The 22,220-nt window shown below is 64.3% G+C and carries 25 protein-coding genes and 1 tRNA gene; 10 read left to right on the top strand and 16 right to left on the bottom strand.

Annotation, left to right across the window (positions count from 1 at the left end; translation table 11 throughout):
- Positions 1-147 precede the first annotated feature (147 nt).
- Positions 148-462: a quaternary ammonium compound efflux SMR transporter SugE gene (gene sugE, locus SE92_RS01135; protein ID WP_063194094.1), complete on the top strand. Its 315-nt coding sequence runs from the start codon at positions 148-150 to the stop codon at positions 460-462.
- On the opposite strand, the gene SE92_RS01130 is transcribed toward sugE, so the two are convergent.
- The 7 genes from SE92_RS01130 to SE92_RS01100 all read right to left on the bottom strand — a co-directional run bounded on the left by SE92_RS01130 (position 455) and on the right by SE92_RS01100 (position 7,023).
- On the bottom strand, positions 455-1,462 hold the full coding sequence (locus SE92_RS01130) for an inorganic phosphate transporter (RefSeq protein WP_063194093.1): 1,008 nt from the start codon (positions 1,460-1,462) through the stop codon (positions 455-457). The genes sugE and SE92_RS01130 overlap by 8 nt on opposite strands.
- 12 nt (positions 1,463-1,474) lie before the next feature.
- Positions 1,475-2,119: a DUF47 domain-containing protein gene (locus SE92_RS01125; RefSeq protein WP_028136881.1), complete on the bottom strand. Its 645-nt coding sequence runs from the start codon at positions 2,117-2,119 to the stop codon at positions 1,475-1,477.
- A 155-nt stretch (positions 2,120-2,274) separates the two neighbouring features.
- Positions 2,275-3,243: a branched-chain amino acid ABC transporter permease gene (locus tag SE92_RS01120; RefSeq protein WP_063194092.1), complete on the bottom strand. Its 969-nt coding sequence runs from the start codon at positions 3,241-3,243 to the stop codon at positions 2,275-2,277.
- A gap of 1 nt (position 3,244) precedes the next feature.
- Positions 3,245-4,108: a branched-chain amino acid ABC transporter permease gene (locus SE92_RS01115; RefSeq protein WP_063194091.1), complete on the bottom strand. Its 864-nt coding sequence runs from the start codon at positions 4,106-4,108 to the stop codon at positions 3,245-3,247.
- Between the two features lie 73 nt (positions 4,109-4,181).
- Complete coding sequence (locus tag SE92_RS01110; protein WP_063194090.1) at positions 4,182-5,405, bottom strand: ABC transporter substrate-binding protein; 1,224 nt, start codon at positions 5,403-5,405, stop codon at positions 4,182-4,184.
- 111 nt (positions 5,406-5,516) lie between these two features.
- A complete protein-coding gene (locus SE92_RS01105; RefSeq protein ID WP_063194089.1) occupies positions 5,517-6,275 on the bottom strand; it encodes an ABC transporter ATP-binding protein in 759 nt (252 codons plus the stop codon).
- Positions 6,268-7,023: an ABC transporter ATP-binding protein gene (locus tag SE92_RS01100; RefSeq protein ID WP_063194088.1), complete on the bottom strand. Its 756-nt coding sequence runs from the start codon at positions 7,021-7,023 to the stop codon at positions 6,268-6,270. The genes SE92_RS01105 and SE92_RS01100 overlap by 8 nt, the downstream gene beginning before the upstream one ends.
- A 222-nt stretch (positions 7,024-7,245) precedes the next feature.
- On the opposite strand from SE92_RS01100, the gene SE92_RS37335 reads away from it, so the two are divergent.
- Positions 7,246-7,374, top strand: a complete 129-nt coding sequence (locus SE92_RS37335) for a hypothetical protein (RefSeq protein ID WP_283806752.1) — start codon at positions 7,246-7,248, stop codon at positions 7,372-7,374.
- An 18-nt stretch (positions 7,375-7,392) separates the two neighbouring features.
- The gene (locus SE92_RS01095; protein ID WP_063194087.1) at positions 7,393-8,034 is read left to right on the top strand and encodes a PAS domain-containing protein; all 642 of its coding nucleotides are present in this window, start codon (positions 7,393-7,395) and stop codon (positions 8,032-8,034) included.
- A gap of 3 nt (positions 8,035-8,037) precedes the next feature.
- Here the strand turns inward: SE92_RS01095 and SE92_RS01090 are convergent, their stop codons facing one another.
- Positions 8,038-8,391: an ArsC family reductase gene (locus SE92_RS01090; protein WP_063194086.1), complete on the bottom strand. Its 354-nt coding sequence runs from the start codon at positions 8,389-8,391 to the stop codon at positions 8,038-8,040.
- Positions 8,392-8,496: 105 nt separating this feature from the next.
- On the opposite strand from SE92_RS01090, the gene SE92_RS01085 reads away from it, so the two are divergent.
- From SE92_RS01085 to SE92_RS01075, 3 genes are all read left to right on the top strand, one after another.
- Entirely contained in the window at positions 8,497-8,868 is a 372-nt protein-coding gene (locus SE92_RS01085) for a tRNA-binding protein (RefSeq protein ID WP_063194085.1), read from the top strand.
- A 226-nt stretch (positions 8,869-9,094) separates the two neighbouring features.
- Positions 9,095-9,727, top strand: a complete 633-nt coding sequence (locus tag SE92_RS01080) for a TetR/AcrR family transcriptional regulator (protein WP_063194084.1) — start codon at positions 9,095-9,097, stop codon at positions 9,725-9,727.
- A 3-nt stretch (positions 9,728-9,730) separates the two neighbouring features.
- Positions 9,731-10,513: a sulfite exporter TauE/SafE family protein gene (locus tag SE92_RS01075; protein ID WP_063194083.1), complete on the top strand. Its 783-nt coding sequence runs from the start codon at positions 9,731-9,733 to the stop codon at positions 10,511-10,513.
- Between the two features lie 2 nt (positions 10,514-10,515).
- On the opposite strand, the gene SE92_RS01070 is transcribed toward SE92_RS01075, so the two are convergent.
- Positions 10,516-11,220: a glutathione S-transferase family protein gene (locus SE92_RS01070; protein WP_063203276.1), complete on the bottom strand. Its 705-nt coding sequence runs from the start codon at positions 11,218-11,220 to the stop codon at positions 10,516-10,518.
- A gap of 62 nt (positions 11,221-11,282) precedes the next feature.
- Positions 11,283-11,948 carry a DUF429 domain-containing protein gene (locus SE92_RS01065; protein WP_063203275.1) on the bottom strand — a complete coding sequence of 222 codons (666 nt, stop codon included), beginning with the start codon at positions 11,946-11,948 and terminating at the stop codon, positions 11,283-11,285.
- A 945-nt stretch (positions 11,949-12,893) separates the two neighbouring features.
- Here SE92_RS01065 and SE92_RS35475 point away from each other — a divergent pair.
- The 3 genes from SE92_RS35475 to SE92_RS01055 all read left to right on the top strand — a co-directional run bounded on the left by SE92_RS35475 (position 12,894) and on the right by SE92_RS01055 (position 15,942).
- Positions 12,894-13,053 (top strand) — tRNA-Arg (locus SE92_RS35475).
- Between the two features lie 110 nt (positions 13,054-13,163).
- Positions 13,164-14,489, top strand: coding sequence for a TROVE domain-containing protein (locus SE92_RS01060; protein ID WP_063194082.1), 1,326 nt, complete (start codon positions 13,164-13,166; stop codon positions 14,487-14,489).
- A gap of 112 nt (positions 14,490-14,601) precedes the next feature.
- The gene (locus SE92_RS01055) at positions 14,602-15,942 is read left to right on the top strand and encodes an RtcB family protein (RefSeq protein WP_063194081.1); all 1,341 of its coding nucleotides are present in this window, start codon (positions 14,602-14,604) and stop codon (positions 15,940-15,942) included.
- A gap of 67 nt (positions 15,943-16,009) precedes the next feature.
- Here the strand turns inward: SE92_RS01055 and SE92_RS01050 are convergent, their stop codons facing one another.
- From SE92_RS01050 to SE92_RS01025, 6 genes are all read right to left on the bottom strand, one after another.
- On the bottom strand, positions 16,010-16,531 hold the full coding sequence (locus SE92_RS01050) for an RNA polymerase sigma factor (protein WP_063194080.1): 522 nt from the start codon (positions 16,529-16,531) through the stop codon (positions 16,010-16,012).
- Positions 16,528-16,737 carry a YgaP family membrane protein gene (locus tag SE92_RS01045; RefSeq protein ID WP_063194079.1) on the bottom strand — a complete coding sequence of 70 codons (210 nt, stop codon included), beginning with the start codon at positions 16,735-16,737 and terminating at the stop codon, positions 16,528-16,530. Before SE92_RS01045 ends, SE92_RS01050 begins: the two co-directional genes overlap by 4 nt.
- Before the next feature lie 95 nt (positions 16,738-16,832).
- Positions 16,833-18,017: a serine hydrolase domain-containing protein gene (locus SE92_RS01040; protein WP_157094978.1), complete on the bottom strand. Its 1,185-nt coding sequence runs from the start codon at positions 18,015-18,017 to the stop codon at positions 16,833-16,835.
- 72 nt (positions 18,018-18,089) lie between these two features.
- Positions 18,090-18,782 carry a GNAT family N-acetyltransferase gene (locus SE92_RS01035; RefSeq protein ID WP_063194078.1) on the bottom strand — a complete coding sequence of 231 codons (693 nt, stop codon included), beginning with the start codon at positions 18,780-18,782 and terminating at the stop codon, positions 18,090-18,092.
- 4 nt (positions 18,783-18,786) lie between these two features.
- Positions 18,787-19,134 carry a Lin0512 family protein gene (locus SE92_RS01030; RefSeq protein WP_018646107.1) on the bottom strand — a complete coding sequence of 116 codons (348 nt, stop codon included), beginning with the start codon at positions 19,132-19,134 and terminating at the stop codon, positions 18,787-18,789.
- Positions 19,135-19,347: 213 nt separating this feature from the next.
- A complete protein-coding gene (locus tag SE92_RS01025; RefSeq protein ID WP_063203273.1) occupies positions 19,348-21,012 on the bottom strand; it encodes an acetolactate synthase large subunit in 1,665 nt (554 codons plus the stop codon).
- A gap of 312 nt (positions 21,013-21,324) precedes the next feature.
- Here SE92_RS01025 and SE92_RS01020 point away from each other — a divergent pair, with 312 nt between their 5' ends.
- The gene (locus SE92_RS01020; protein ID WP_063194077.1) at positions 21,325-22,197 is read left to right on the top strand and encodes a bifunctional helix-turn-helix transcriptional regulator/GNAT family N-acetyltransferase; all 873 of its coding nucleotides are present in this window, start codon (positions 21,325-21,327) and stop codon (positions 22,195-22,197) included.
- Positions 22,198-22,220: the final 23 nt, after the last annotated feature.

Raw genomic sequence — 22,220 nt, 5'->3', positions numbered from 1 at the left:
CTGATCAAGCCTCATTTGGTGATTGCGGAGCCCTCCGGCCAGCCCCATATCGGCCTTGGCCATCCTGGCCCTGGGGGAGGACGGCCTCCCCGCCCATCAGCATATGTCAGCCGCGGGGACGACCCTGCCTTGAATGGAGGGTCATCCGTGGCCTGGAGCATCCTGTTCGTCGCCGGTCTTCTCGAGATTACCTGGGCGATCGGCCTGAAATACACCGAAGGATTCAGCAAGCTAGTTCCGTCCGTCGTCACGCTCGCGGCCATGGCCGGCAGCGTCATCCTGCTCGGCCTCGCCCTCAAATCGCTGCCCGTCGGAACCGCCTATGCGGTCTGGACCGGGATCGGCGCGGTCGGCACCGCAACGCTGGGCATCTTCCTGTTCGGCGAGCCGGCCACGGCCCTGCGTCTTGCCAGCATCGGGTTGATCGTCGCCGGCATTGTCGGGCTCAAGCTGGTTACTTGACGAAGATCTTGACCGCCCACCAGGTCAGCGCCGCCACGATGGCCGAGGCCGGCATCGTGATCACCCAGGCGTAGACGATCGAGCTGGCGACGTTCCAACGGACCGCCGAGAGACGACGAGCTGCGCCGACGCCGACGATGGCGCCGGTGATGGTGTGCGTGGTGGAGACGGGAACCCCGAGATAGGTCGCCATGAACAACGTCGCTGCCCCGCCGGTCTCAGCGCAAAAGCCCTGCATCGGGGTCAATTTGGTAATGCGCAGGCCCATGGTGCGGACGATGCGCCAGCCGCCCATCAAGGTGCCCATCGCCATCGCCGCCTGGCACGACAGCACCACCCAGAATGGTACGAAGAATTCGCCGCCGAGATGGCCCTGCGAATAGAGCAGCACGGCGATGATGCCCATGGTCTTCTGCGCGTCGTTACCGCCGTGGCCGAGCGAATAGAGCGAGGCCGAGGCGAATTGCAGGATGCGGAAGGCGCGATCGACCGCGAATGGCGTCGAGCGCACCGACGCCCAGGAGACGATTGCAACCAGCACCATCGCAAGCACGAAGCCGACGAGCGGAGACAGGACGATCGCAATGACCGTCTTGGACAATCCGCTCCAAACCGCCGCGGAGATCCCGGCTTTGGCCACGCCCGCGCCGAATAACCCGCCGATCAACGCGTGGGACGAGGAGGACGGGATGCCGAGCGCCCAGGTCACGAGGTTCCAGACGATGGCGCCGACCAGGGCGGCAAAGATAACCTGGGCATCGACGATCGCGGGATCGATGATGCCGGTGCCGATGGTCTGGGCGACGTGGAGGCCGAACACCAGGAAGGCGACGAAATTGAAAAACGCGGCCCAGAACACAGCGTATTGCGGCCGCAGCACGCGGGTCGAGACGATGGTCGCGATCGAATTGGCGGCGTCGTGCAGGCCGTTCAGGAAGTCGAACAGCAGCGCGACGGCGATCAAGCCGACCAGGACGGGAAGACCTAACGCGGCATCCACGGCAATCTTGCCCTAAACCTGCTCGATGACGATGCTGTTGATCTCGTTCGCGACGTCGTCGAAGCGATCCGCCACCTTCTCGAGGTGGTCGTAGATCTCGACGCCGACGATGAAGTCCATGGCGTTGCCGTCGCGATGCTTGAGAAACAGCTCCTTCAGCCCGATGTCGTGGAGATCGTCGACACGGCCTTCCAGCTTGCCGAGCTCTTCCGTGATCGCGGTCAGCATGGCGACGTTCGGGCCGATCGACTGCATCAACGGCAGCGCACGGCCCACCAGATTGGCGCATTCGATCAGAAGCCCGCCGATCTCGCGCATTGGCGGCTCGAAGGTGCGGACCTCGAACAGCATCACCGCCTTGGCCGTCTGCTGCATCTGGTCGATGGCGTCGTCCAGTGATGTGATCAGGTTCTTGATGTCGCCGCGGTCGAACGGGGTGATGAAGGTGCGGCGCACCGCCGTCAGCACCTCACGGGTGATGTTGTCGGCGTCATTCTCGAACTGGTTGACGCGCTGGCAATAGACCGGCGTCTCCTCGCCCCCGTTCAGCATGCCCTGGAGCGCGATCGAACCCTGGATCACGGTTTGGGCATGCCGGTCGAACAGGTCGAAGAACCGTTCTTCCTTGGGAAGGAAAGCACGAAACCATCGCATCATGGGGAGTGGCTACCGGTTGGAAATGGCCCGGCCCGAGGGGCCGTCATGAAACTGTCATAGACCATTTTCGATCCGCGCGCGTGTCATCTCGCGCCCGCGGAGCCGGATCATCCACCGGATTATCGCGCCAATGAAATTGACGCGATATCAATCATTTAGAGGGAACGCCGGAAGTAATGGGCGATTTCGCCGATGACGCCGCGGCGGAACGTGAGCACGCAGATGACGAAGATCGACCCCTGGATCACCGTCACCCACTGGCCGAAACCCGCCAGATATTGCTGCATGGCAATGATCACGAAGGCGCCGACCACGGGGCCGAAGATGGTGCCGAGGCCGCCAACCAGCGTCATCAGCACGACCTCACCGGACATCGACCAATGGACGTCGGTGAGCGAGGCGTTCTGCGCCACGAACACCTTCAGCGCACCGGCAAAACCGGCCAGCGTGCCTGACAGCACGAAGGCGAGGAACTTGTACTGGTCTGTGCGGTAACCGAGCGAGATCGCTCGCGGCTCGTTCTCGCGGATCGCCTTCAGCACCTCGCCGAACGGCGAGTTGATGATGCGGAAGATCAGGAGGAAGCCGGCGAGGAACCCGACCAGCACGACGTAGTAGAGCACCGTCGGCTTGGACAGATCGAAGATGCCGAACATGCGTCCCTGCGGGATGCCCTGGATGCCGTCCTCACCGTGGGTAAACGGGGCCTGGAGGTAGATGAAGTACAACAGCTGCGACAGCGCCAGCGTGATCATCGAAAAGTAGATGCCCTGGCGGCGGATCGAGATGAAGCCCGTGATGAGCGAGAGCACGAAAGCCGCGGCGATGCCGACGAGGATGCCGAGCTCGGGCGGCAGCGCCCACACTTTCAGCGCGTGCGCGCTGCAATAGCCGGCGGTGCCCAAGAACATCGCGTGGCCGAACGACAGCAGGCCGCCGTAGCCGATCAGGAGGTTGAAGGCGCAGGCGAGCAACGCAAAGCACAGCGCCTGCATCACGAAGAACGGGTAGACGCCCGTGAATGGCACCGATGCCAATAGCAGCGCCATCACCACGAAAACGATCATCTCGTCGCGCATCGCGCGCGGGGTTGCCCGCAGCGTGTCGTCCGTCAGGGTTGTCATATCAGGCCGCCCTTCCCGTCAATCCCGTTGGCTTCACCAGGAGTACCAGCACCATCAGCACGAACACGACGGTGTTGGAGGCCTCAGGGTAGAAATATTTGGTCAGGCCCTCGATCACCCCGAGCGCGAAGCCGGTGATGATGGAGCCCATGATCGATCCCATGCCGCCGATCACCACCACGGCGAACACGACGATGATGAGGTCGGCGCCCATCAGCGGCCGCACCTGGTTGATCGGCGCCGAGAGCACGCCGGCCAGCGCAGCGAGACCGACGCCGAGGCCGTAAGTGAGCGTGATCATGCGCGGCACGTTGACGCCGAACGCGCGGACCAGCGTCGGATTTTCGGTGGCGGCGCGCAAGTAGGCGCCGAGCCGCGTCTTCTCGATCAGGAACCAGGTCGCGATGCAGACCACCAGCGAGAACACGACCACCCAGCCGCGATAGATCGGCAGGAACATGAAACCGAGATTCATGCCGCCCTTGAGCTGGTCCGGAATGGCGTAAGGCAGGCCGGACGAGCCGAAATAATTCTGGAACACGCCCTGCACGATCAGCGCGATGCCGAAGGTCAGGAGCAGGCCGTAGAGGTGATCGAGCCCGGTCAGCCATTGCAGCATGGTCCGCTCCAGGATCATGCCGAAGATGCCGACGATGATGGGGGCCAGCAGCAGCGCCCACCAATAGTTGATGCCGCCGAGGTTGAGGAGGAAATAGGCGACGAAGGCGCCCATCATGTAGACCGCGCCATGGGCGAAATTGATGATGTTGAGCATGCCGAAGATCACGGCAAGCCCGAGACTGAGCAGCGCGTAGAACGAGCCGTTGATCAATCCCACCAGTAGCTGTGCGTATAGAGCCTGCATCGATTTCGCACCCAGTCCCTTCGGCGTTCCCTGAAAGTCGCCCGCAGGCCCTCAAGACCTGCGGGCGGTTATCTTACTTCTTGAGCAGCGCGCACTTGCTCTCGGACAGCGGCGTGAAGGCCTGATCGCCCGGCACCGTGCCGACCAGCTTGTAGAAGTCCCACGGTCCCTTGGATTCGGAGGGCTTCTTCACTTCGAACAGATAGGCGTTGTGGATGGTCCGGCCGTTGGGCTGGATCTCGCCCTTGCCGAACAGATCGTCTTCCGTCGGCATCGACTTCATCTTCTCGACGATCTTGACGCCGTCGTGGGGATTGCCGCCGAGAGCTTCGAGCGCCTTGAGGTAGTGACGCACGCCCGCATAGACGCCGGCTTGCACCATGGTGGGCGGCGCGTTGTTCTTCATCTTGTCGGCGAAGCGCTTCGAGAACGCCCGGGTCTGGTCGTTCATGTCCCAGTAGAACGTCTCGGTGAAGCTGAGGCCCTGCGCCGTCTCGAGGCCGATCGCCTTGATGTCGGTGAGGAAGAGCAAGAGCGCGGCGAGCTTCTGCCCGCCCTTGCCGATGCCGAACTCGGCCGCCTGCTTGATCGAATTGGTGGTGTCGCCGCCGGCGTTGGCGAGGCCGATGATCTTCGCCTTGGACGACTGCGCCTGGAGCAGGAAGGACGAGAAGTCGGGCGTGTTCAAGGGATGCTTGACACCGCCGACCACCTTGCCGCCGTTGGCGGTGACGACCGCGGTGGTATCGCGCTCGAGCGCGGCGCCGAAGGCGTAGTCCGCGGTCAGGAAGAACCACGTGTCGCCGCCGGCCTTCACCAGCGCCTGGCCGGTGGTATGGGCCAGCATGTAGGTGTCGTAGGTCCAGTGCACGGTGTTCGGCGAGCACTGCGCGTTGGTCAGGTCCGAGGTCGCGGCGCCCGAATTGATGTAAACGCCGTTCTTTTCCTTGATGACGTTGTTGACGGCGAGCGCCACGCCGGAATTCGGCACGTCGACGATGATGTCGACCTTGTCGACGTCGAACCATTGCCGCGCGATCGCGGTGCCGATGTCGGGCTTGTTCTGATGATCGCCCGAGATGATGTCGATCTTCCAACCCTTCGCAGCAAGGCCGGAATCCTCGACGGCCATCTGCGCGGCGAGTGTCGAGCCGGGTCCGCCGAGGTCCGCATAGAGGCCGGACTGATCGGACAGCGCGCCGATCTTGACCGTCTTGTCCTGCGCGGACGCGACGCCCGCCGCAGCGAATGTCAGCGCGGTGGTCAGCAGCAATGACGCAATCGACCTGGTCTTCATGCAACTTTCCTTCTTGAATTTTCTCGTTGGCAGTTTCGTCTCGAACATGATCCTTTCGGAGAACCGCTACACGCTTTGCGCTAACGCGGCCCTCCGGGTCCGGATCATGCTCTAGACACCGAGATAGGTGTGGAGCTTGTCCATGTTGGCGGCAAGCTCGGCATTGGAAAAACCGTCAATGATCTTGCCGTGCTCGACCACGTAATAGCGGTCGGCGACGGTCGATGCGAAACGGAAGTTCTGCTCGACCAGGAGGATCGTGAAACCCTCCTTCTTGAGCCGCGCGATGGTGTGGCCGATCTGCTGGATGATGACGGGCGCGAGGCCCTCGGTCGGCTCGTCCAGCATCAGGAAGCTCGCGCCGGTCCGCAGGATGCGCGCGATCGCCAGCATCTGCTGCTCGCCGCCCGACAGCTTGGTGCCCTGGCTGCCCAGCCGCTCCTTCAGGTTCGGAAACAGGTCGAAGATCTGATCGAGCGGCAGTCCGCCTTCACGGACCACCGGCGGCAGCATCAGATTCTCCCGCACGTCGAGACTGGAGAATATCCCCCGCTCTTCCGGGCAGAACGCGATGCCCATCCGCGCGATCTTGTCGGAGGTCGCGCGGATGATCTCCTGGTTGTTGAATTTCACCGAGCCGGTACGCTTGCCGATGATGCCCATGATCGACTTCAGCGTGGTCGTCTTGCCGGCGCCGTTGCGCCCGAGCAGGGTGACGACCTCGCCCGCGTTCACGTCGAAATTGATCCCGTGCAGGATGTGAGACTCGCCATACCAGGCTTCCAGGTTGCGGACCTGAAGGATGTTTCCGCCGGTCGCAGCCTTGGTTGTAGCCTTGGCCGAAGCCTCGGCGATCGCAGTGTCAGGCATGACCGGCTCCCAGGTAAGCTTCCTTGACGCGCTCGTCCTTGGTGAGCTCGCTGTAATGACCTTGCGCGAGCACCTGGCCGCGCGTCAGCACGGTGATGATGTCGGAGAGGTTGGCCACGACGCTTAGATTATGCTCGACCATCAGAATGGTATATTTCGCGGAGATACGCTTGATCAGCGCCGCGATCTTGTCGATGTCCTCGTGGCCCATGCCGGCCATCGGCTCGTCCAGCAGCATCATCTCCGGGTCGAGCGCGAGCGTGGTTGCGATCTCCAGTGCGCGCTTGCGCCCATAGGGCATCTCGACCGCGGGCGTGTTGGCGAACTCGTTGAGGCCGACATCGTTCAACAAGTCCCGCGCGCGATCGTTGAAGCGGTTGAGCACCGACTTGGAGCGCCAGAAATCGAACGAAGAGCCGTGCTGGCGCTGAAGCGCGACACGGACGTTCTCCAGCGCGGTGAGATGCGGAAACACCGCCGAAATCTGGAATGAACGAACAAGCCCCAGGCGCGCGACGTCGGCCGGCGCCATCGCGGTAATGTCCTGCCCCTTGTAGAGGATTTTTCCGGCGGACGGTTTGAGGAACTTGGTCAGAAGATTGAAGCAGGTCGTCTTGCCGGCCCCGTTCGGGCCGATCAACGCATGAATGCTCCCACGGCGAACCTTGAGCGCAACGTCGCGGACGGCGAAGAAGCCCGCGAATTCCTTGGTCAAGCCTTCCGTTTCGAGAATGAACTCATCGGCCAAACAGATTTCCCCCTGCCACGCGCTAGCTGCGTCGCTATCCTTGTTGCTTCGGCTTTCCGGAGGCCCTGGATCAAGTCCTTGGAGCCACTCCTTGGAGCCCATCCGGAACGCCGCCTCCGGGCGCGGAATATGCCGGAGGTGACGGGGGTTAGGCAAGGCGGAAAGCTGAGCAGATCAGGCCTCCGGCTGGGATACAAATGCTCCCTTAGTCGGAGACGTTTGATGTCGCGCCTGCTCGGCCTCCCGGTTCGCGAAAGCACCGCTCGTCAAGCCGTCGTTAACGGTCTTTCGTCCGGCGCGCCAGCCTTCATCAAAAATTTTCCCGTACCGGAGATCATGCGCAGGTTTTGACGTTCGGGGAATATTGTCTTGGATCTCGCAAGCGCCGCTCCTTCCGTCGTCAAGTCGATCAGGCAACGTGATCTCCTGAACACGTGGCTGCGACTTTACGCGCGCCAGCAGATTGCGCCGGCGGTCTGGGAATATCAGCCTGCGCGGCTCGAGGAAGAGCTGTCGGATCTCATCTATTACACGGTGGACGCTTCGACGCCGGTGCCGCGGCTCACCATCCAGAGCGAAAACACGCGCATCTCGCGGGCCTATGGACATACCGGCAAGGGCGTGCTGCTCGACGATTATCTCGGGCCGCGCCTGGCGCCTTTCGTGATGCCGATCTATCACCAATGCGTGGCGCGCGCCCTGCCCGTCTACAGCGTTGCCGATGTCGACGACATCTACGGGCGCATCGTCGCTTATGAACGGCTGCTGCTGCCTTTCCAGACCGACGGCAAGGTCTGTCACGTCATCGCCTCGGTCAAGACCTTCTGCGAGGACGGCGGTTTCGAGATCAAGAATCTGATGCGCGGAAATGACGCGCTGCCGCGTCCGAAGCTGCGCGCGGTGATCGACCGCGAGCTGTTTCATCGGGCGCCCGGCCGCATCGCGACGGCCGAATTGGTCGAGTTTGCGGACCAGCCCGGCGTCCCCACCGAGATTATCGAGCTGAACTAGCAGTCAGCCCTTCTTGACTTCCTTGGCATAGATGTCCGGCTTGAAGCCGACCAGCAGCTTGCCGCCGATTTCCAGCACCGGCCGCTTGATCATCGATGGTTGCGCTAGCATCAGGGCCAGCGCCTTCTTTTCGGAGAGGCCCTCCTTGTCGGACTCGGGCAGCTTCTTGAACGTCGTCCCGGCGCGATTGAGCAGCGTTTCCCAGCCGACCTTGTCGCTCCATTGCTTGAGCTTGTCCTTTTCGACGCCTGCCGCCTTGTAGTCGTGAAACGCATAAGGCACGCCATGGTCATCGAGCCAGGCGCGCGCCTTCTTCATGGTGTCGCAGTTCTTGATGCCGTAGATGATGTTGGGCAAGACGTCCCCCGCGCATGGCCGTGTCGTGATGTTCATGGCGTTGTACGAAACTCCGGTTCGCGCGACAATATTGCGAACGACGCCAACTCGCCGAACGGACATCCCATGCACGTCACGCACGATCCCGCAGCCCCCGCTACGCCGACCATCGACTTCAACAGCTTCCTCGCGGTCGACATCCGCGTCGGCACCATCGTCGATGCCAAGCCGTTCCCCGAGGCGCGCAAGCCGGCGTTCCGGCTTTGGATCGACTTCGGACCTGCAATCGGCGTGCGCAAGAGCTCGGCCCAGATCACCGAGAACCATCCGCTGGAGACGTTGGTGGGGCAACAGGTCGCGGCCGTCGTCAATTTCCCTCCGCGCCAGATCGGACCTGTTATCTCGGAGGTGCTGACGCTCGGTTTCCCCGATGCCGACGGCAAGGTCGTGCTGGTGCAGCCGAGCAAGCCGGTGCCGAACGGCGGACGGCTGTTCTAACCGCGCGATCGAGGACCGCAGCGCCGCCTCGGTCGGGGCGTTCGCGACGCCATCATCCTCTTCTGCCTGGGACTTCTTTCCGGCCCTCCCGGTCCGGACTTGACCAAACTCGTCCATGGCAATATAAATGACTGACTGATCGTTTTTTATTTTGATCAGCTTTCCTGCGGTTCAGCCACCGGCGACGGCAAAACGATCAGATTGTCAGTTATTTAGGGACGGCCGAATGCCCAAGATCAGCGACAAGCAACGCGAAGGCCGGCGGCAGCAAATCCTCGAGGCGGCCCTCGCCTGCTTCGCCGACGACGGTTTTCACCAGACCGGCATGGCCGACATCGTGAAGCGATCGGGCTTGAGCCATGGCGCGGTCTATCTCTACTTCCAGAGCAAGGACGATCTGATCGAGGCGCTCGCCGACGACCGGCATCGCCGCGAAGCCGTGCTCAATTCGGTCGCGCAAGGATCCGGCGACCCGATCGAAGGACTTCGCGCGCTGATCCGCGTCTACGCGCAATGGCTGACCGACCCTGCCGGCGAAGCCCGCCGCCGGGTCGGCATCCACGGCTGGGCCGAAGCCCTGCGCAACCGCCGCGTCCGCACCAGCGTGGTCGAAGGCATCGACATGCCGCGCGCTCTGATCGTGGCGCTGGTCGAGCGCGGCCAGCACGACGGTCTCATCCGCCGCGACCTCGGGGCGGATGCGATCGCACGCGTGCTGATCGCGATCTTCCAGGGCTTTGTGCTGCAAAAATGCTGGGGCGAGGATTTTGACGTCGAGGCCTGCATGACGGCCGTGGCCGGCGTGATCGACGGCTTTCGCACGGCCAAGCCCGAAGTCAAGCGGCGAGCCAGAACGTAAGCGATGTCCTGGCTCCATGAACTCCTCGCCGGTGGCGGTGTCGGTCTGCTCGCAGGTCTGGCATCGGGCTTCACGGGGACGAGCCCCGGAGGCGGCCTCGTGATCTTCTCCGTGCTGCTGCTCGGGGCCGAGCAACACGTCGCCCAGGGCACCTCGCTGATCACCCAAATTCCGCCGACGGGTCTCGCCGGCGCGCGCCGCTACTGGCAGAGCGGCAATCGCAGCCCGTTGCCGTGGATCGTCTGGATTGGCATCGGCTTTCTCGTCGGCGGCGCCGGCGGCGGTTACGCCGCGGCAGCGGTTTCCGACCAGGTTCTGCAGTGGACTTACGTCGTCTATCTCGTCGCGCTGATCGCGCTGTTGATCCTGCGCCGCGAGCGCAAGGACAGCAGCTTTGAAGCCGGCGAGCGCGATCACCTTCACTGGCTGCCCCTGCTCCTGATCGGCACGCTTGCGGGCTTCTCCTCCGGCTTCATGGGCATCGGCGGCGGCCTTGCGATCACCGTCGGCCTCGCCGCCGGGCTTCGCGTGCCACAACATCAGGCGCAACTCGTCAGCCTCGTCTTCTCGGTGATCCCGACCAACCTTCCGGCAGCCTGGATCTACTGGAGCAAGGGACTCATGGTCGGCTGGCCGGCCATCATCGGCATTCTCGCCGGCCTCTGGGTTGGCACCGACCTCGGCGCACGCATGGCCAACGGCGTCAGCCGTTCGGCGCTCCGCCGGGCCATGATCGCCCTCGTCTCGCTCATGGCGCTCTACATGACCTACAAGGCGTTGGGCTAGCCTTACGGCCGCTGCGGAATGTTCAGCCCGCGCTGCACCGCCGGACGCGCAAGCCCCCGTTCGAGCCAGGCGCCGACCGATTTGAACTGGGTGAACTCGACGAGATCGCCGGCACCGTAGAAGCCGATGAGATTGCGCACCCAGCCGAGCATGGAGATGTCGGCAATGGTGTAGTCGTCATCCATGAACCACTGCCGGCCGGAAAGATGCGTCTCCATCACGCCGAGCAGGCGTTTGGCTTCGGCGACGTAGCGGTCGCGCGGCCGCTTGTCCTCAAAGTCCTTGCCGGCGAATTTGTGGAAGAAGCCGACCTGGCCGAACATCGGCCCAATGCCGCCCATCTGGAAATGCACCCACTGGATGGTCTGGTAACGGCGCGCGGCATCCTGCGGCAGCAGCTTGCCGGTTTTCTCGGCGAGGTATTGCAGGATCGCGCCGGACTCGAACAGCGGCAGCGGCCTGCCGCCGGGACCGTTGGGATCGAGGATCGCGGGGATCTTGCCATTCGGATTGAGCGAGAGGAATTCAGCCGTCTTCTGGTCGTCCTTGCCGAAATCGACGAGATGGACTTCGTAGGGAAGTCCGATCTCCTCCAGCATGATCGAGACCTTGACGCCGTTCGGCGTCGGCAGGGAGTAGAGTTGAAGCAGCTCGGGATGCTTGGCCGGCCAGCGCTTGGTGATGGGAAAGGAGGAGAGATCGGACATCGGGACCTGCAATCTGATGTTGATGCGCGCCAATCTAGGCAACGAGCGGAACGACGCAAGGTTCAATAGTTGATCTCCATCCGCAAGCCGCGCGGATCGGTCTTGCCGTCACCGACGAAATGCATGCTGTCGCGCGCCGCAACCGCGCAGGCACACGCGTCGATGAGATCGTCGCGGCCGATGCCGGTGCCGTGCCGAAGCGCCAGCCAACGTTCGACCTTGGTGAAACCCCGGTCCCTCAGCAGAGCAATGCGTTGCATCCGGCCGCGTGGCGACGTCTTCGGTTCGAGCCGGACCTGACCCGCGAGATTCCAGAAGATCAATTCCGGATGAGCTTCGCCGATCGTCGCTTGCCGCGTCGGCGTCATGACGTCGTCGACCTCCCTCAGCTTGTCTCTGATGTTCCAGAGCTGCGCCGAGACGCCCCTGCCCTTGCCCTCGTGCTCCCAGTAGTAGCGATTGGCCGCGGCCATGTCCGGGAACGCCCAGAGCCCGCGGCGCGCACCGAGAAACACCGCAGGGCCGATCAGCTCACGCGCGCGCAGATCGCACGCGCGATATCCGCGCACGTTCAATCCGATCGGCATGTCGATCATCGCGCGCGCGTGCGGCATCGCGAGCAGACGTGTAAGTCCCGGCGAAAAATCGAAGCCGTGATCGCCGCGTTCGTCGATCCACGCAGCAACCCAACCGAAGCGAAATCCATCGAGACCGAGATAGGCCGGCACGTCACGCATCCGTCATTTTCGATTTTCGCACGCACATCGCTTGACATCCGCAAGTTGCGGGCGTATGTCCCGCGCCCTCGCAGACACTTCCGTTTGCGACAAGCACCATGAACCGAGCGATGTCATACCGCTACGAAAGAATTGTCAGCATGCCGAATAGCCAAAAGCTATTCGATGGCGCATGCCCGGCTCATGGGAGCGATCTTGCCTGACCGCAAGATCGATCGTCCGCTTCTCACGGACCCTCCCGAGCCTGCCGCTCCGGAGGGTTTTTTATTGCCTTCCGCACGGCCCGATCGAACAACCCGGCAATCGCCGGAACGAGAGACCCGGATCTCGGGGCTCGCGCTGGAGAGGCGCGTGCCTAGCTGCGCGGGGCCTGCCGGAGGGAACGAGGCGATGAGCCGGACACCGATGGCAGAGCGAACCCGAATGGTTCGCAATTTGCGGCGCGTCGACAGCGCCGCGACAGAATTTTTGTAACTCGGTTTGCCGCGCTCATCGCGGCTCAACCGACGCTGGTGGTGAAGATGTCGGATACTTCTCCATACGGCAAAGCGGGTATGCCTCCCGCCTTTGACACACGCACCGGGATGCGGCCTCGGAAAAGGTTCGCACGCGGCCCGGCGCAGGATCCGTCCGCAAGGATAGGGACTGTGTTGTCGTCACTGAAAGCCGATATCGCCCGTTCCCCAGCGTTCCCCTCAACGGCCGATGCAAAAGCACCGGCCTGGCGGTGGTGAAGATGCCTGTTACTTCGTGGTAAAGGCGCGAAAGCGCCGAGCAGGTTCGAACCCTGCGCGCCGCAAGGCGGATCGCCCGCAAGGGCAGCAACAGCATCGCTCGTTCCCCGCCAACCCCATCACGGTCCGTGGTGAAGATCTCTGTTACTTCGCCTATCACGCGAGAGGTCGCGGGTTCGAATCCCGCCCGGTGTACCATGCACCGGTAGCTCAGTGGCCAGAGCGCTTTCCGGCAAGCTGTCGCTTGCCGGGTCACAGAATCGCCTGTTCCCGGATCGTGTCCCTTCGTTCCCCACCGCCGGTGGTGAAGAGCGCTGTTACTTCGGATCGCAATGTCGAAGGTTCGATTCCTTCCGGACGAAAGTCCGTAGCTCAGCGGTAGAGCGTGTGACTTGCCCGCAAGGGCAGTTCAGCACTCGCTAGTTCCCCGGCACCCCGCTTCATTCGACAATCAACCCAAGAGGAGGCCGTCATGGTCAGGCTCAACAAGATCGTTCGCGCCTTCACGCGGGAGGGCGCGCGCGCAGTCCGCTTTACGCCCGAGATGGAGCTGAAGCGCGCGCTGATGAACTGCCTCCTGTGGGAGGACCAGTTCTACGAGGATGGCGTCGCGATCGCCGACCGCATCAAGGCCCTGGTGCCCAAGGTCGCGCCTGCGCGCGTCGCGCAGCTCGCGATCGAGGCGCGCGAGGTGATGAAGCTGCGGCATGCGCCGCTGCTCGTCATCCGCGAGATGGCGCGCAGCGAAAAGCACCGCGCCCTCGTGGCTGACACGCTCGCTCAGGTGATCCAGCGGCCCGACGAGATGACGGAGCTGCTCGCGATCTACTGGGCGGACGCGCTGGGGCCGATGCAGCAGCGCAAGCGTCAGCCGGTCTCCGCGCAGGTCAAGAAGGGTCTTGCCCGCGCGCTGACCAAGTTCGACGCCTACCAGCTCGCCAAGTGGGACCGCGACGGCGCGGTGCGGATCAGGGACGTGCTGTTTCTGGTGCACGCCAAGCCGAAGGACGCCGAGCAGGCGAAGGTCTGGAAGCAGCTCGTCGACGGCGAGCTCGCCTCCCCCGACACCTGGGAGGTCTCGCTCTCGGCCGGCAAGAGCAAGCGCGAGACCTTCGAGCGGCTGATCGCCGAGCGCAAGCTCGGCGGCCTGGCGCTGCTGCGCAACCTGCGGCTGATGCAGACTGCGCAGGTCCCGCGCGAGACCATCGCAGGCGCGATCGAGGCGATGCGGACGGATCGTATCCTTCCCTACCGCTTCATCACGGCGGCGCGCTATGCGCCGGACTTCGAGCCCGAGCTTGAGGCTGCGATGCTCAAGTCGGTCAAGGACCATGTGCGGCTTCCGGGCCGCACCCGGCTCCTGATCGACGTGTCGGGCTCGATGTTCGCGACCCTCTCCGCGCAGTCGGAAATGACGCGCGCGGAGGCGGCGTGCGGTCTGGCGATTCTCGCACGCGAGATCTGCGACGAGGTCGAGATCTTCACCTTCTCCGACAGGGTGGTGAAGGTCCCTCCCCGTCGCGGCTTCGCGCTTCGCGATGCGATCATCAACTCGCAGCCGCATAGCGGGACCTGGCTCGGCAAGGCGGTGGCGGAGATCGACCGCAAGGGCGATCGCCTCATCGTCTTCACCGACGAGCAGAGCCACGACGAGGTGCCCGAGCCCAGGGCGCGCGGCACCATAGTGAACGTGGCTTCGTATCAGCACGGCGTCGGCCACGGCGCCTGGACCCGCGTCAACGGCTTCTCAGAGGCCGTGGTCGCGTGGATCGCGGCGTCGGAGACGGCGTTGCACTGATGCACAACGAAAATGGCCCCGGACGCAGCCTTTGCGCCCGGGGCCTGCGAACTCTCTGAAATGATCCGCCCGCGCCTCTATGGTGCGCGTGGAATGACAAGGACCTAAGACCATGCGACGACCCGATCCCTACATGGAACGCGCCCGCGAGCTCTGCCTCGCTGCCGGTGTCGATCCCGACTCGCGCGTCGGCGAAGGACGCGGCCAGCCGGCCTGGTGCCTGTACAAGGATGCCGCGCGCAAGGAGCATCTGGCCCGTGAGGCCAATGCGACCGCCAGCTCGATCGCCGAGTTCCGGATGCAGGATGCCCGCTTCCAGAACGCGCCGCTGAAGGTGTTCGGCCCGCACGAAGACGCGACGATCGCGCAGATGCGCAACTGCATGGCGGTCGGCAACGTCGTGTCCGGCGTGATCTGTGCCGACGGCCATCTCGGCTATGCGCAGCCGGTCGGCGGGGTCATCGCCTATGAGAAGCAGATCAGCATCTCCGGCGTCGGCTTCGACATCGGCTGCGGCAACATGGCGGCCCGCCTCGACACGCGCTTCGACGACATCGCAAGCCTCGTGCCGACGATCATCCGCGACGTCGCCAGGACGATCTCGTTCGGCGTCGGCCGTGCCAATGCCGAACGCGCCGAGCACGATCTGTTCGACGACGGCGATGCCTGGCGCGAGAGCGACATGGAGGCCTACCGTCAGAAGGCGGTGAGCCAGCTCGGCACGGTCGGGTCGGGAAACCATTACGTCGATCTCATGCGCGACGAGGACGGCTTCGTCTGGATCGGCGTCCACTTCGGAAGCCGCGGTCTCGGGCACACCTCCGCGACGCGCTACCTCAAGGCCGCCGGCGGCAAGGACGGCATGAACGTCCCGCCCGCCGTGGTCGACGAGGATAGCGAACTCGGCCGCCGCTACATCGCGGCGATGCAGCTCGCCGGGCGATATGCCTATGCGGGCCGCGAGTGGGTCGTCGAGCGCGTCCGCCAGATCATCGGCGGCAGCGTCACCGAGAGCGTGCACAACCACCACAATTATGCCTGGTGTGAGACTCACGACGGCAAGGATCTGTGGGTGGTGCGCAAGGGCGCGACGCCGGCGTTTCCCGGCCAGAAGGGATTCGTCGGCGGCTCGATGGGCGACGACGCCGTCATTCTCGAAGGCGTCGACAGTCCGGAAGCCAAGGCCTCGCTCTACTCGACCGTGCACGGCGCCGGCCGCCTGTTCGGGCGACGGGAGGCGAAGCGGCGCTTCTCGCGCGCGGAGATGGACCAGTGGCTCAACGAGCGCGGCGTCACCTTGATCGGTGCCGACCTCGACGAGAGCCCGATGGCCTATCGCCGTCTGCCGGACGTGCTGGCACAGCACGCCGGGACCGTGAAGGTGCTGCACACGCTGCGGCCGTTCGCCGTCGCCATGGCCGGCGAAGGCGAGTTCGACCCGTGGAAGGACTGACGCAACCAGCGGGCGGGAGGCCAGATGTCTCCCGCCCATTTCTCTTTCTTGGACGTTCGATCGTCTGTCATCTCGTCAGATATTCGCGCATCAGGGCACGGGCGCGGTGCAGGCGCGCCTTTACAGTCTGCCTGGTGGCACCAAGCGCTTCGGCGATTTCGTCGATCGTCATCTCCTTGACGTCGCGCATCAGCGCGACATCGCGATAATGCGGCGGCAGCGCCTCAAACGCCGCGGCCACGTCGAGCCGCAGATCCGCTTCGGGACGCGACAGCAATGCGGCTTCCACCTCCTCCAGCTCAGCAGCCGGCGCGAGGCCCGCCTTTCGCGCCAGCCGCAGGCATTCGCGGCGAACCACGCTGAACAGCCAGGCCGAAAACGCCAGCAGCGAACGGATGGTGCCGACATGCCGGAACAGGATCCACAGCGCCTCCTGAGCTGCGTCCTCGGCATCCGCCGAGCTCCGGCAGGTCGCCCGCGCATAGCGGCGGATGTCCGGCTGCGCCGTTTGGAGCAGCGAGGCAATCGCATCGGGATCGCCGAGCCGCGCGGCCTCGAACAGCTTTGGCGAGATCGCAGCCGCGCTCACGACACGCCCCCTCGTCCGATCCCTGCCATCGCGCACATCGGACAATAGCCGACGAGGCCGGTCAGCGCGAAGCCGGCGCCGCCCAGCGCCACCAGCCATGCCGTCGCACCGGCCAGATAGATGAATGCCGCGACCACCACCGCCACGCCCAAGGCAATCCGCACCGCCTGGTGCAGGCCGCCGATGTTCTTCCTGTAAAATGCCATCGCATCCTCCGAGATGTGCCGAGGCGAATTGCCTCGACCATCAAGAGGACCTGCCGACCGAAAAGGATTCGCGGACCGCGCGAAATCTTTTCGGATCAACTCCCGACGGCCTGATAGGCCAGGCGCTTGAACTCGAAGAAATATGGGTTCCAGAAGCCCATGTAGCGCTGGGCCATCAGCACGCCGGCGGTATTGGCCTCAGGGCAGATCCACCAATGGGTGCCGGCAAGGCCGCCCCACTGGAATTCGCTTGTGGAGTTGGGCGGATCAAGCGGCGTCGGCGCGAAGGTGACGGCGCCGCCGAGGCCAAAGCCCTTGCCCGGGATCGGGCCGAGATTGGCGAAGCGGATGGTCTGCCCCGCGGGCAGCTGGTTGGTCATCATCTGCCGCAGCGTCTCCGGCTTCAGCAGCGCATCCGACCCCGGCAACAATGCGCGGACCAGCGCGAGCATGTCCGGCAGGGTCGACACCAGGCCGCCGCCGCCCGAGAGCCGCGGGAATGGCTGCCGATAGGCTTGCAGAAACGGCAGATTGTCGGCACGCGTGAGGCCCGGCTTCATGGGATCGAGCACGTCGGCGCCCGTGTAGAGCGCAACCAGCCTGCCCTGCTGCGACTCGGGCACATGAAAGCCGGTGTCGGTCATGCCGAGGACATCGAAGATGCGCGCCTTGAGGAAGGCATCAAGCGACTTGCCCGAGACAACCTCCACGACGCGGCCGAGCACGTCGGTGGCCACGGAATATTCCCAGGCCGTGCCGGGATGATAGGACAGCGGCAGATCGGCGAGCTTGTCGATCATGTCGGTGAGCGGCGTCAGCGGATTGAGCACGCGCGCCTCGTTGTAGCCTTTGAACAGCACCGTGCCGGGATCGAAGATGCCGTAGCTGAGACCGGAGGTATGTGTCAGGAGCTGGCGGATGGTGATCGGGCTCTTGGCCGGCTCGACATCGGCAAGGCTCGCAGCACCCTGCTTCAGCACCTTGCGATTGGCGAGCTGCGGCAGGAACTTCTCGATCGGGTCATCGAGCCCGATACGACCTTCCTCGACCAGCAGCATGATCACGCAGGTGACGAAGATCTTGGTGTTGGAGAAAGCGCGGAAGATGTGGTCGGGCCGCAGCGCAATGTTCGCCTCGCGGTCGGCAAAGCCGACGCATTGCTGATCGACCACCTCGCGCCCGCGCAGCACGGCCCAGGATACGCCGGGAATGATCTCCTGATCGACGTAACGCTGCATCGCAATCCGCATGGCGGAAAATTCGGTCGTTCTGGCGTCCATGCGTTTCCCCAATCTTGGTTGGGTTGGATATAGCGGAAATTCGCAGGAAATGAAGAGCGCCCCGTGAGGCGCCTATTCTTCCCGCATGAACGCCGTCACGTAGAGCCGACGCCGGATCCGCATGCCCTGCCGCTGGTAGAGCCCGATCGCGGATGTATTGTTCGAAAACACGTGCAGGAATGGGATTTCGCCGCGCGACTCGATCCGTCGCGCGACCGCCGCGAGCAGTGCCTGCGCATAGCCGCGCCCGCGATAGTCCGGGTGCACGCAGACCGCCGTCATCTCGACGAACTTGCCCGGCTTCATTCGCTCGCCCGTCATAGCAACCAATTCACCGCCGACGCGGATGCCGAGGAACGTGCCGAGCTCATGGGTACGCAGCGCGAATGGACCCGGCTTCGTCAGCTCCACCAGCGCCACCATCGCGGGCACGTCTGCCGCTCCCAGTGTGACGATCTCGGCGTCGCGCAGCGGACTGTCGGCGGGCGATCCGATCATCTGCTCGCCGGTCTCGGCCAGCACGACCTTGAAACCGGCGGGCATCTCGACCGGCTCCGGCGTGAACAATGCGGCGACCTGCGTGCCTGACAAGAGATCGCGCAGCGCGGCAAAGCTCGCTGCGGACATGTCGGCCATGTCGGCGAACGGCGTCATGTCGACGGGATAGCGCAGCGCTCGCGGGCCGCCCTCGGCCAGATGCTTGTGGCTGGTCGTCAACGCGCTCCAGATCGGATGATCCAGCAGCGCCTCATCGCTGTCGGACACCGGCCTAGTCCTTGTCGAAGCTGACGATGACGGCGGCGTTGGCGATCAGGATGGGGTCGTTGGCCACTTCCGTGGCCGAGGGGATCTCCAGCCCGCCCTTGACCGCGGTGACGGTCACCGTGCCGTAAGGCAGCTCCTTCGCAACCGCTTCCTTGTCCACCGCCTCGGGGTTGGGCACACCGATCGTGACATCGACGAACATGTCGTTCGCGGTCTTGCCGATCATCCGGAAGAAGCCGAGGCTCGAATGCCTGATGGCATCCGACACCGCGCGCTTCGCCGCCTTGGTGGCGTCCCTGCCGTGGACGTCGACGCCCATGCCCATCTCGGTGACACAACGAACGCGGGTCATTTTTTCATTCCTGTGGTTGTAAAGCGGTTCGGAGTGTCGGCGATCGGAGAGCGCGACACAAGTGTTCCTCTCGTGTCCCGGACGCGCTGCAACGCTCTTCGCGTTGCCGCGCAGAGCCGGGACCCAGGAAGCCGCAGAGCTCGCGGATGCGTGGGCCCCGGCTCAGCAGCGCACCGCCAAGGGCGCTGCGTCCGGGGCGCGAGATCGCTGTCGTCACCCCTTCGCCTTCTCATGCGCCCGCAACTCGTCCACCAGCACGCGCACGTTCTCCGCATAGTCGATGGGGATCACGACCAGGTGCACGCCGCCTTGTTTGAAGGCCCCGTCCAGCGTCGGGCCGAAGCTGTCGATGCTCTCGATCCGATGCCCCTTCGCGCCATAGGCCTGCGCGTACTGGACGAAATCCGGATTGCCGAAGGTCATGCCGTAATCGGCGAAACGATCCACCGCCTGCTTCCAGCGGATCATGCCGTAGGCGTTGTCCTCGAGCACCAGCACGACGAGGTTGAGCTTGAGGCGGACGGCGGTCTCCATCTCCTGGCTGTTCATCATGAAGCCGCCGTCGCCTGCGACCGCGAGCACGCGGCGGTCGGGATAGAGCATCGCGGCCATCATCGCCGACGGCAGGCCGGCGCCCATGGTCGCCAGCGCGTTGTCGAGCAGCAGCGTGTTGGCGAGGCGAGTACGGTAGTTGCGCGCGAACCAGATCTTGTACATGCCGTTGTCGAGCGCGACGATGCCGTTCTCGGGGATCACCTGGCGGATGTCGTGCACGATGCGCTGCGGCGTCGGCGGCCAGCGCGCCTCGGTGGCGCGGTCGGCAATGTGCCCCAGGATCTCTTCGCGCAGCGGCAGCAGCGCCGCAGCCTGCGGCAGCTTGCCTTCGAGCCGGTCGGCGAGCAGCTCCAGGCTCGGGCCGACATCGCCGACAACCTCGGCATCCGGAAAATAGACCTGCTCGACGCTGGCCGAGGTGTAGCTGACGTGAATGACCTTCGGCCCGGACGGACCCATGATGAAGGGCGGCTTCTCGATGGGGTCGTGACCGATCGCGACGATCAGGTCCGCGGCATCGATGGCGTCGTGGACATAATCACGCTCGGAGAGCGCGGCGGTGCCCATATAGAGATTGGTGCCGCCTGGCACGGTGCCCTTGCCCATTTGCGTCGTGAAGAACGGAATGCCGGTGCGCCGCACGAAGCTTGCGATGCCGTGGGTCGAGCGTGGCCCGCTGGTCGCCGCGCCCATCATCACCAGCGGGCGCCTTGCAGCCATGATCATCTCGGCGGCACGGTCGAGCGCGGCGCGATGGGCGACCGGGATCTCGATCGGATGCACCGGGATCGCCGGCGCCGCCGTCACCTCATCGCCGGCGATGTCCTCGGGCAGTTCGAGATGCACCGGGCCCGGCCGTTCCTCCATTGCGACACGAAAGGCATCGCGCACCACGGTTGGAATGCTGGAGGCGCTGACGATCTGGCGTGACAGCTTGGTCAGCGGCTTCATGGTCGCGACCACGTCCACGATCTGGAAGCGCGCCTGCCGGCTGCTCATGATCGGCTTCTGGCCGGTGATCAGGATCATCGGCATCGCGCCGAGATGCGCATAGGCCGCGCCCGTCGACAGATTGAGCGCGCCAGGTCCAAGAGTCGACAGGCAGACGCCGGGCTTGCCGGTCAGCCGCCCATGCGTAGCGGCCATGAAGGCGGCAGCCTGCTCGTGACGGGTCAGCACCAGCTCGATTTTGGAGGTACGGAGCGATTCCACGAGATCGAGATTCTCCTCGCCGGGAATGCCGAAGATGCGATCGACGCCCTCGTTCTCCAGCGCCGCGACGAACAGATCCGATCCCTTGACCTTGCGTTCCTGTTCACTCATGTCGCCTCCCAGTGCTTGTGCTGGCTGGTCCGTGTTCGGCGCCAGCCAGCGCATGGTAGCGGTCTCCAGCACGGGCACAAATCACAATGCATCCGTCACGGCACAGACGATTGCCGGAGCGATCCGCGTCGCCCCGCCATCACGGGATCGTCAAGCTGTCCCACCGCGCAAGCTCGGGGCAAGCGCGGAGAGCACGTCGGCCAGCCGGTTTGCGATCTCGGGAGACGCCCGAACCGCCACCGTTCGCCGGCGGGAACCCCGCTGCCGTCGAAACCATTGACTGAGCATGATATCTGACTAAAGTCAGACATCATGCTCGATCCCGTCTCCCGTGTCCGCCGCTTCAATCGTGCCGTCACCTCCGCGGTCGGCGCGCTCGATACCTCATTCCTGGGCCGTGGCCGGCCGCTGGGCGCGGCACGCGTGCTCAATGCGATCGGTCACGGGCGCTCGGACGTGGCGGAGATTCGTGACTATCTCGGCCTCGATTCCGGGCTGATGAGCCGCCTGCTGCGCAGCCTCGAGGACGAAGGGCTGGTCGAGACCGAAGCGCATCAGGACGATGCACGCCGGCGCGTCGCCAAATTGACGAGGACCGGCAAGCGCGAGTTCGCATCCTATGAGGCGCTGTCGAACGCGCAGGCCGAAGGTTTCCTCGCGCAACATTCGCAGGCCGAGGCACTGCTGGCGGCAATGGATTTGATCGCCTCCACCCTGACGCGCGAGCGCATTGCGCTGGACGAGATGGATCCGCGCAGCGAGCAAGCGCGCCACTGCCTCGGCGAGTACTATGCCGAGCTCGGCCGCCGCTTCAGCCAGGGTTTTGACGTTTCTCTTTCGAGAGATCCGGATGCCAAGGACATGCGGCGGCCGCGCGGCAGCTTCATCGTCGCGATGTCGGACACGCTGCCGATCGGCTGCGTCGGCCTGAAGGGAACCGATCACGGCTACGCCGAGATCAAGCGTTTGTGGGTCGCCCCCGCCGCACGCGGATTGCGGCTCGGCCGGCGCCTCATGGATGCAGCCGAGGATGCCGCGCGCGGGCTCGGCATTGCGCTCTTGCGGCTCGACACCAACAGCGCCCTGCCCGAGGCCGGCCAGCTCTACCGCAGCACCGGCTGGCGCGAGATTCCGCGTTTCAACGACGACCCTTATCCCGACCTGTTCTTCGAAAAACGCCTCTGAGCTGGACCGGTTCGCGACCCCTG

The sequence above is a fragment of the Bradyrhizobium sp. AT1 genome (assembly GCF_001590795.1).
Classification (GTDB): Bacteria; Pseudomonadota; Alphaproteobacteria; order Rhizobiales; family Xanthobacteraceae; genus Bradyrhizobium.
Note: the sequence above shows the minus strand (reverse complement) of the source record. Positions and strands in the feature narration are given on the sequence as shown.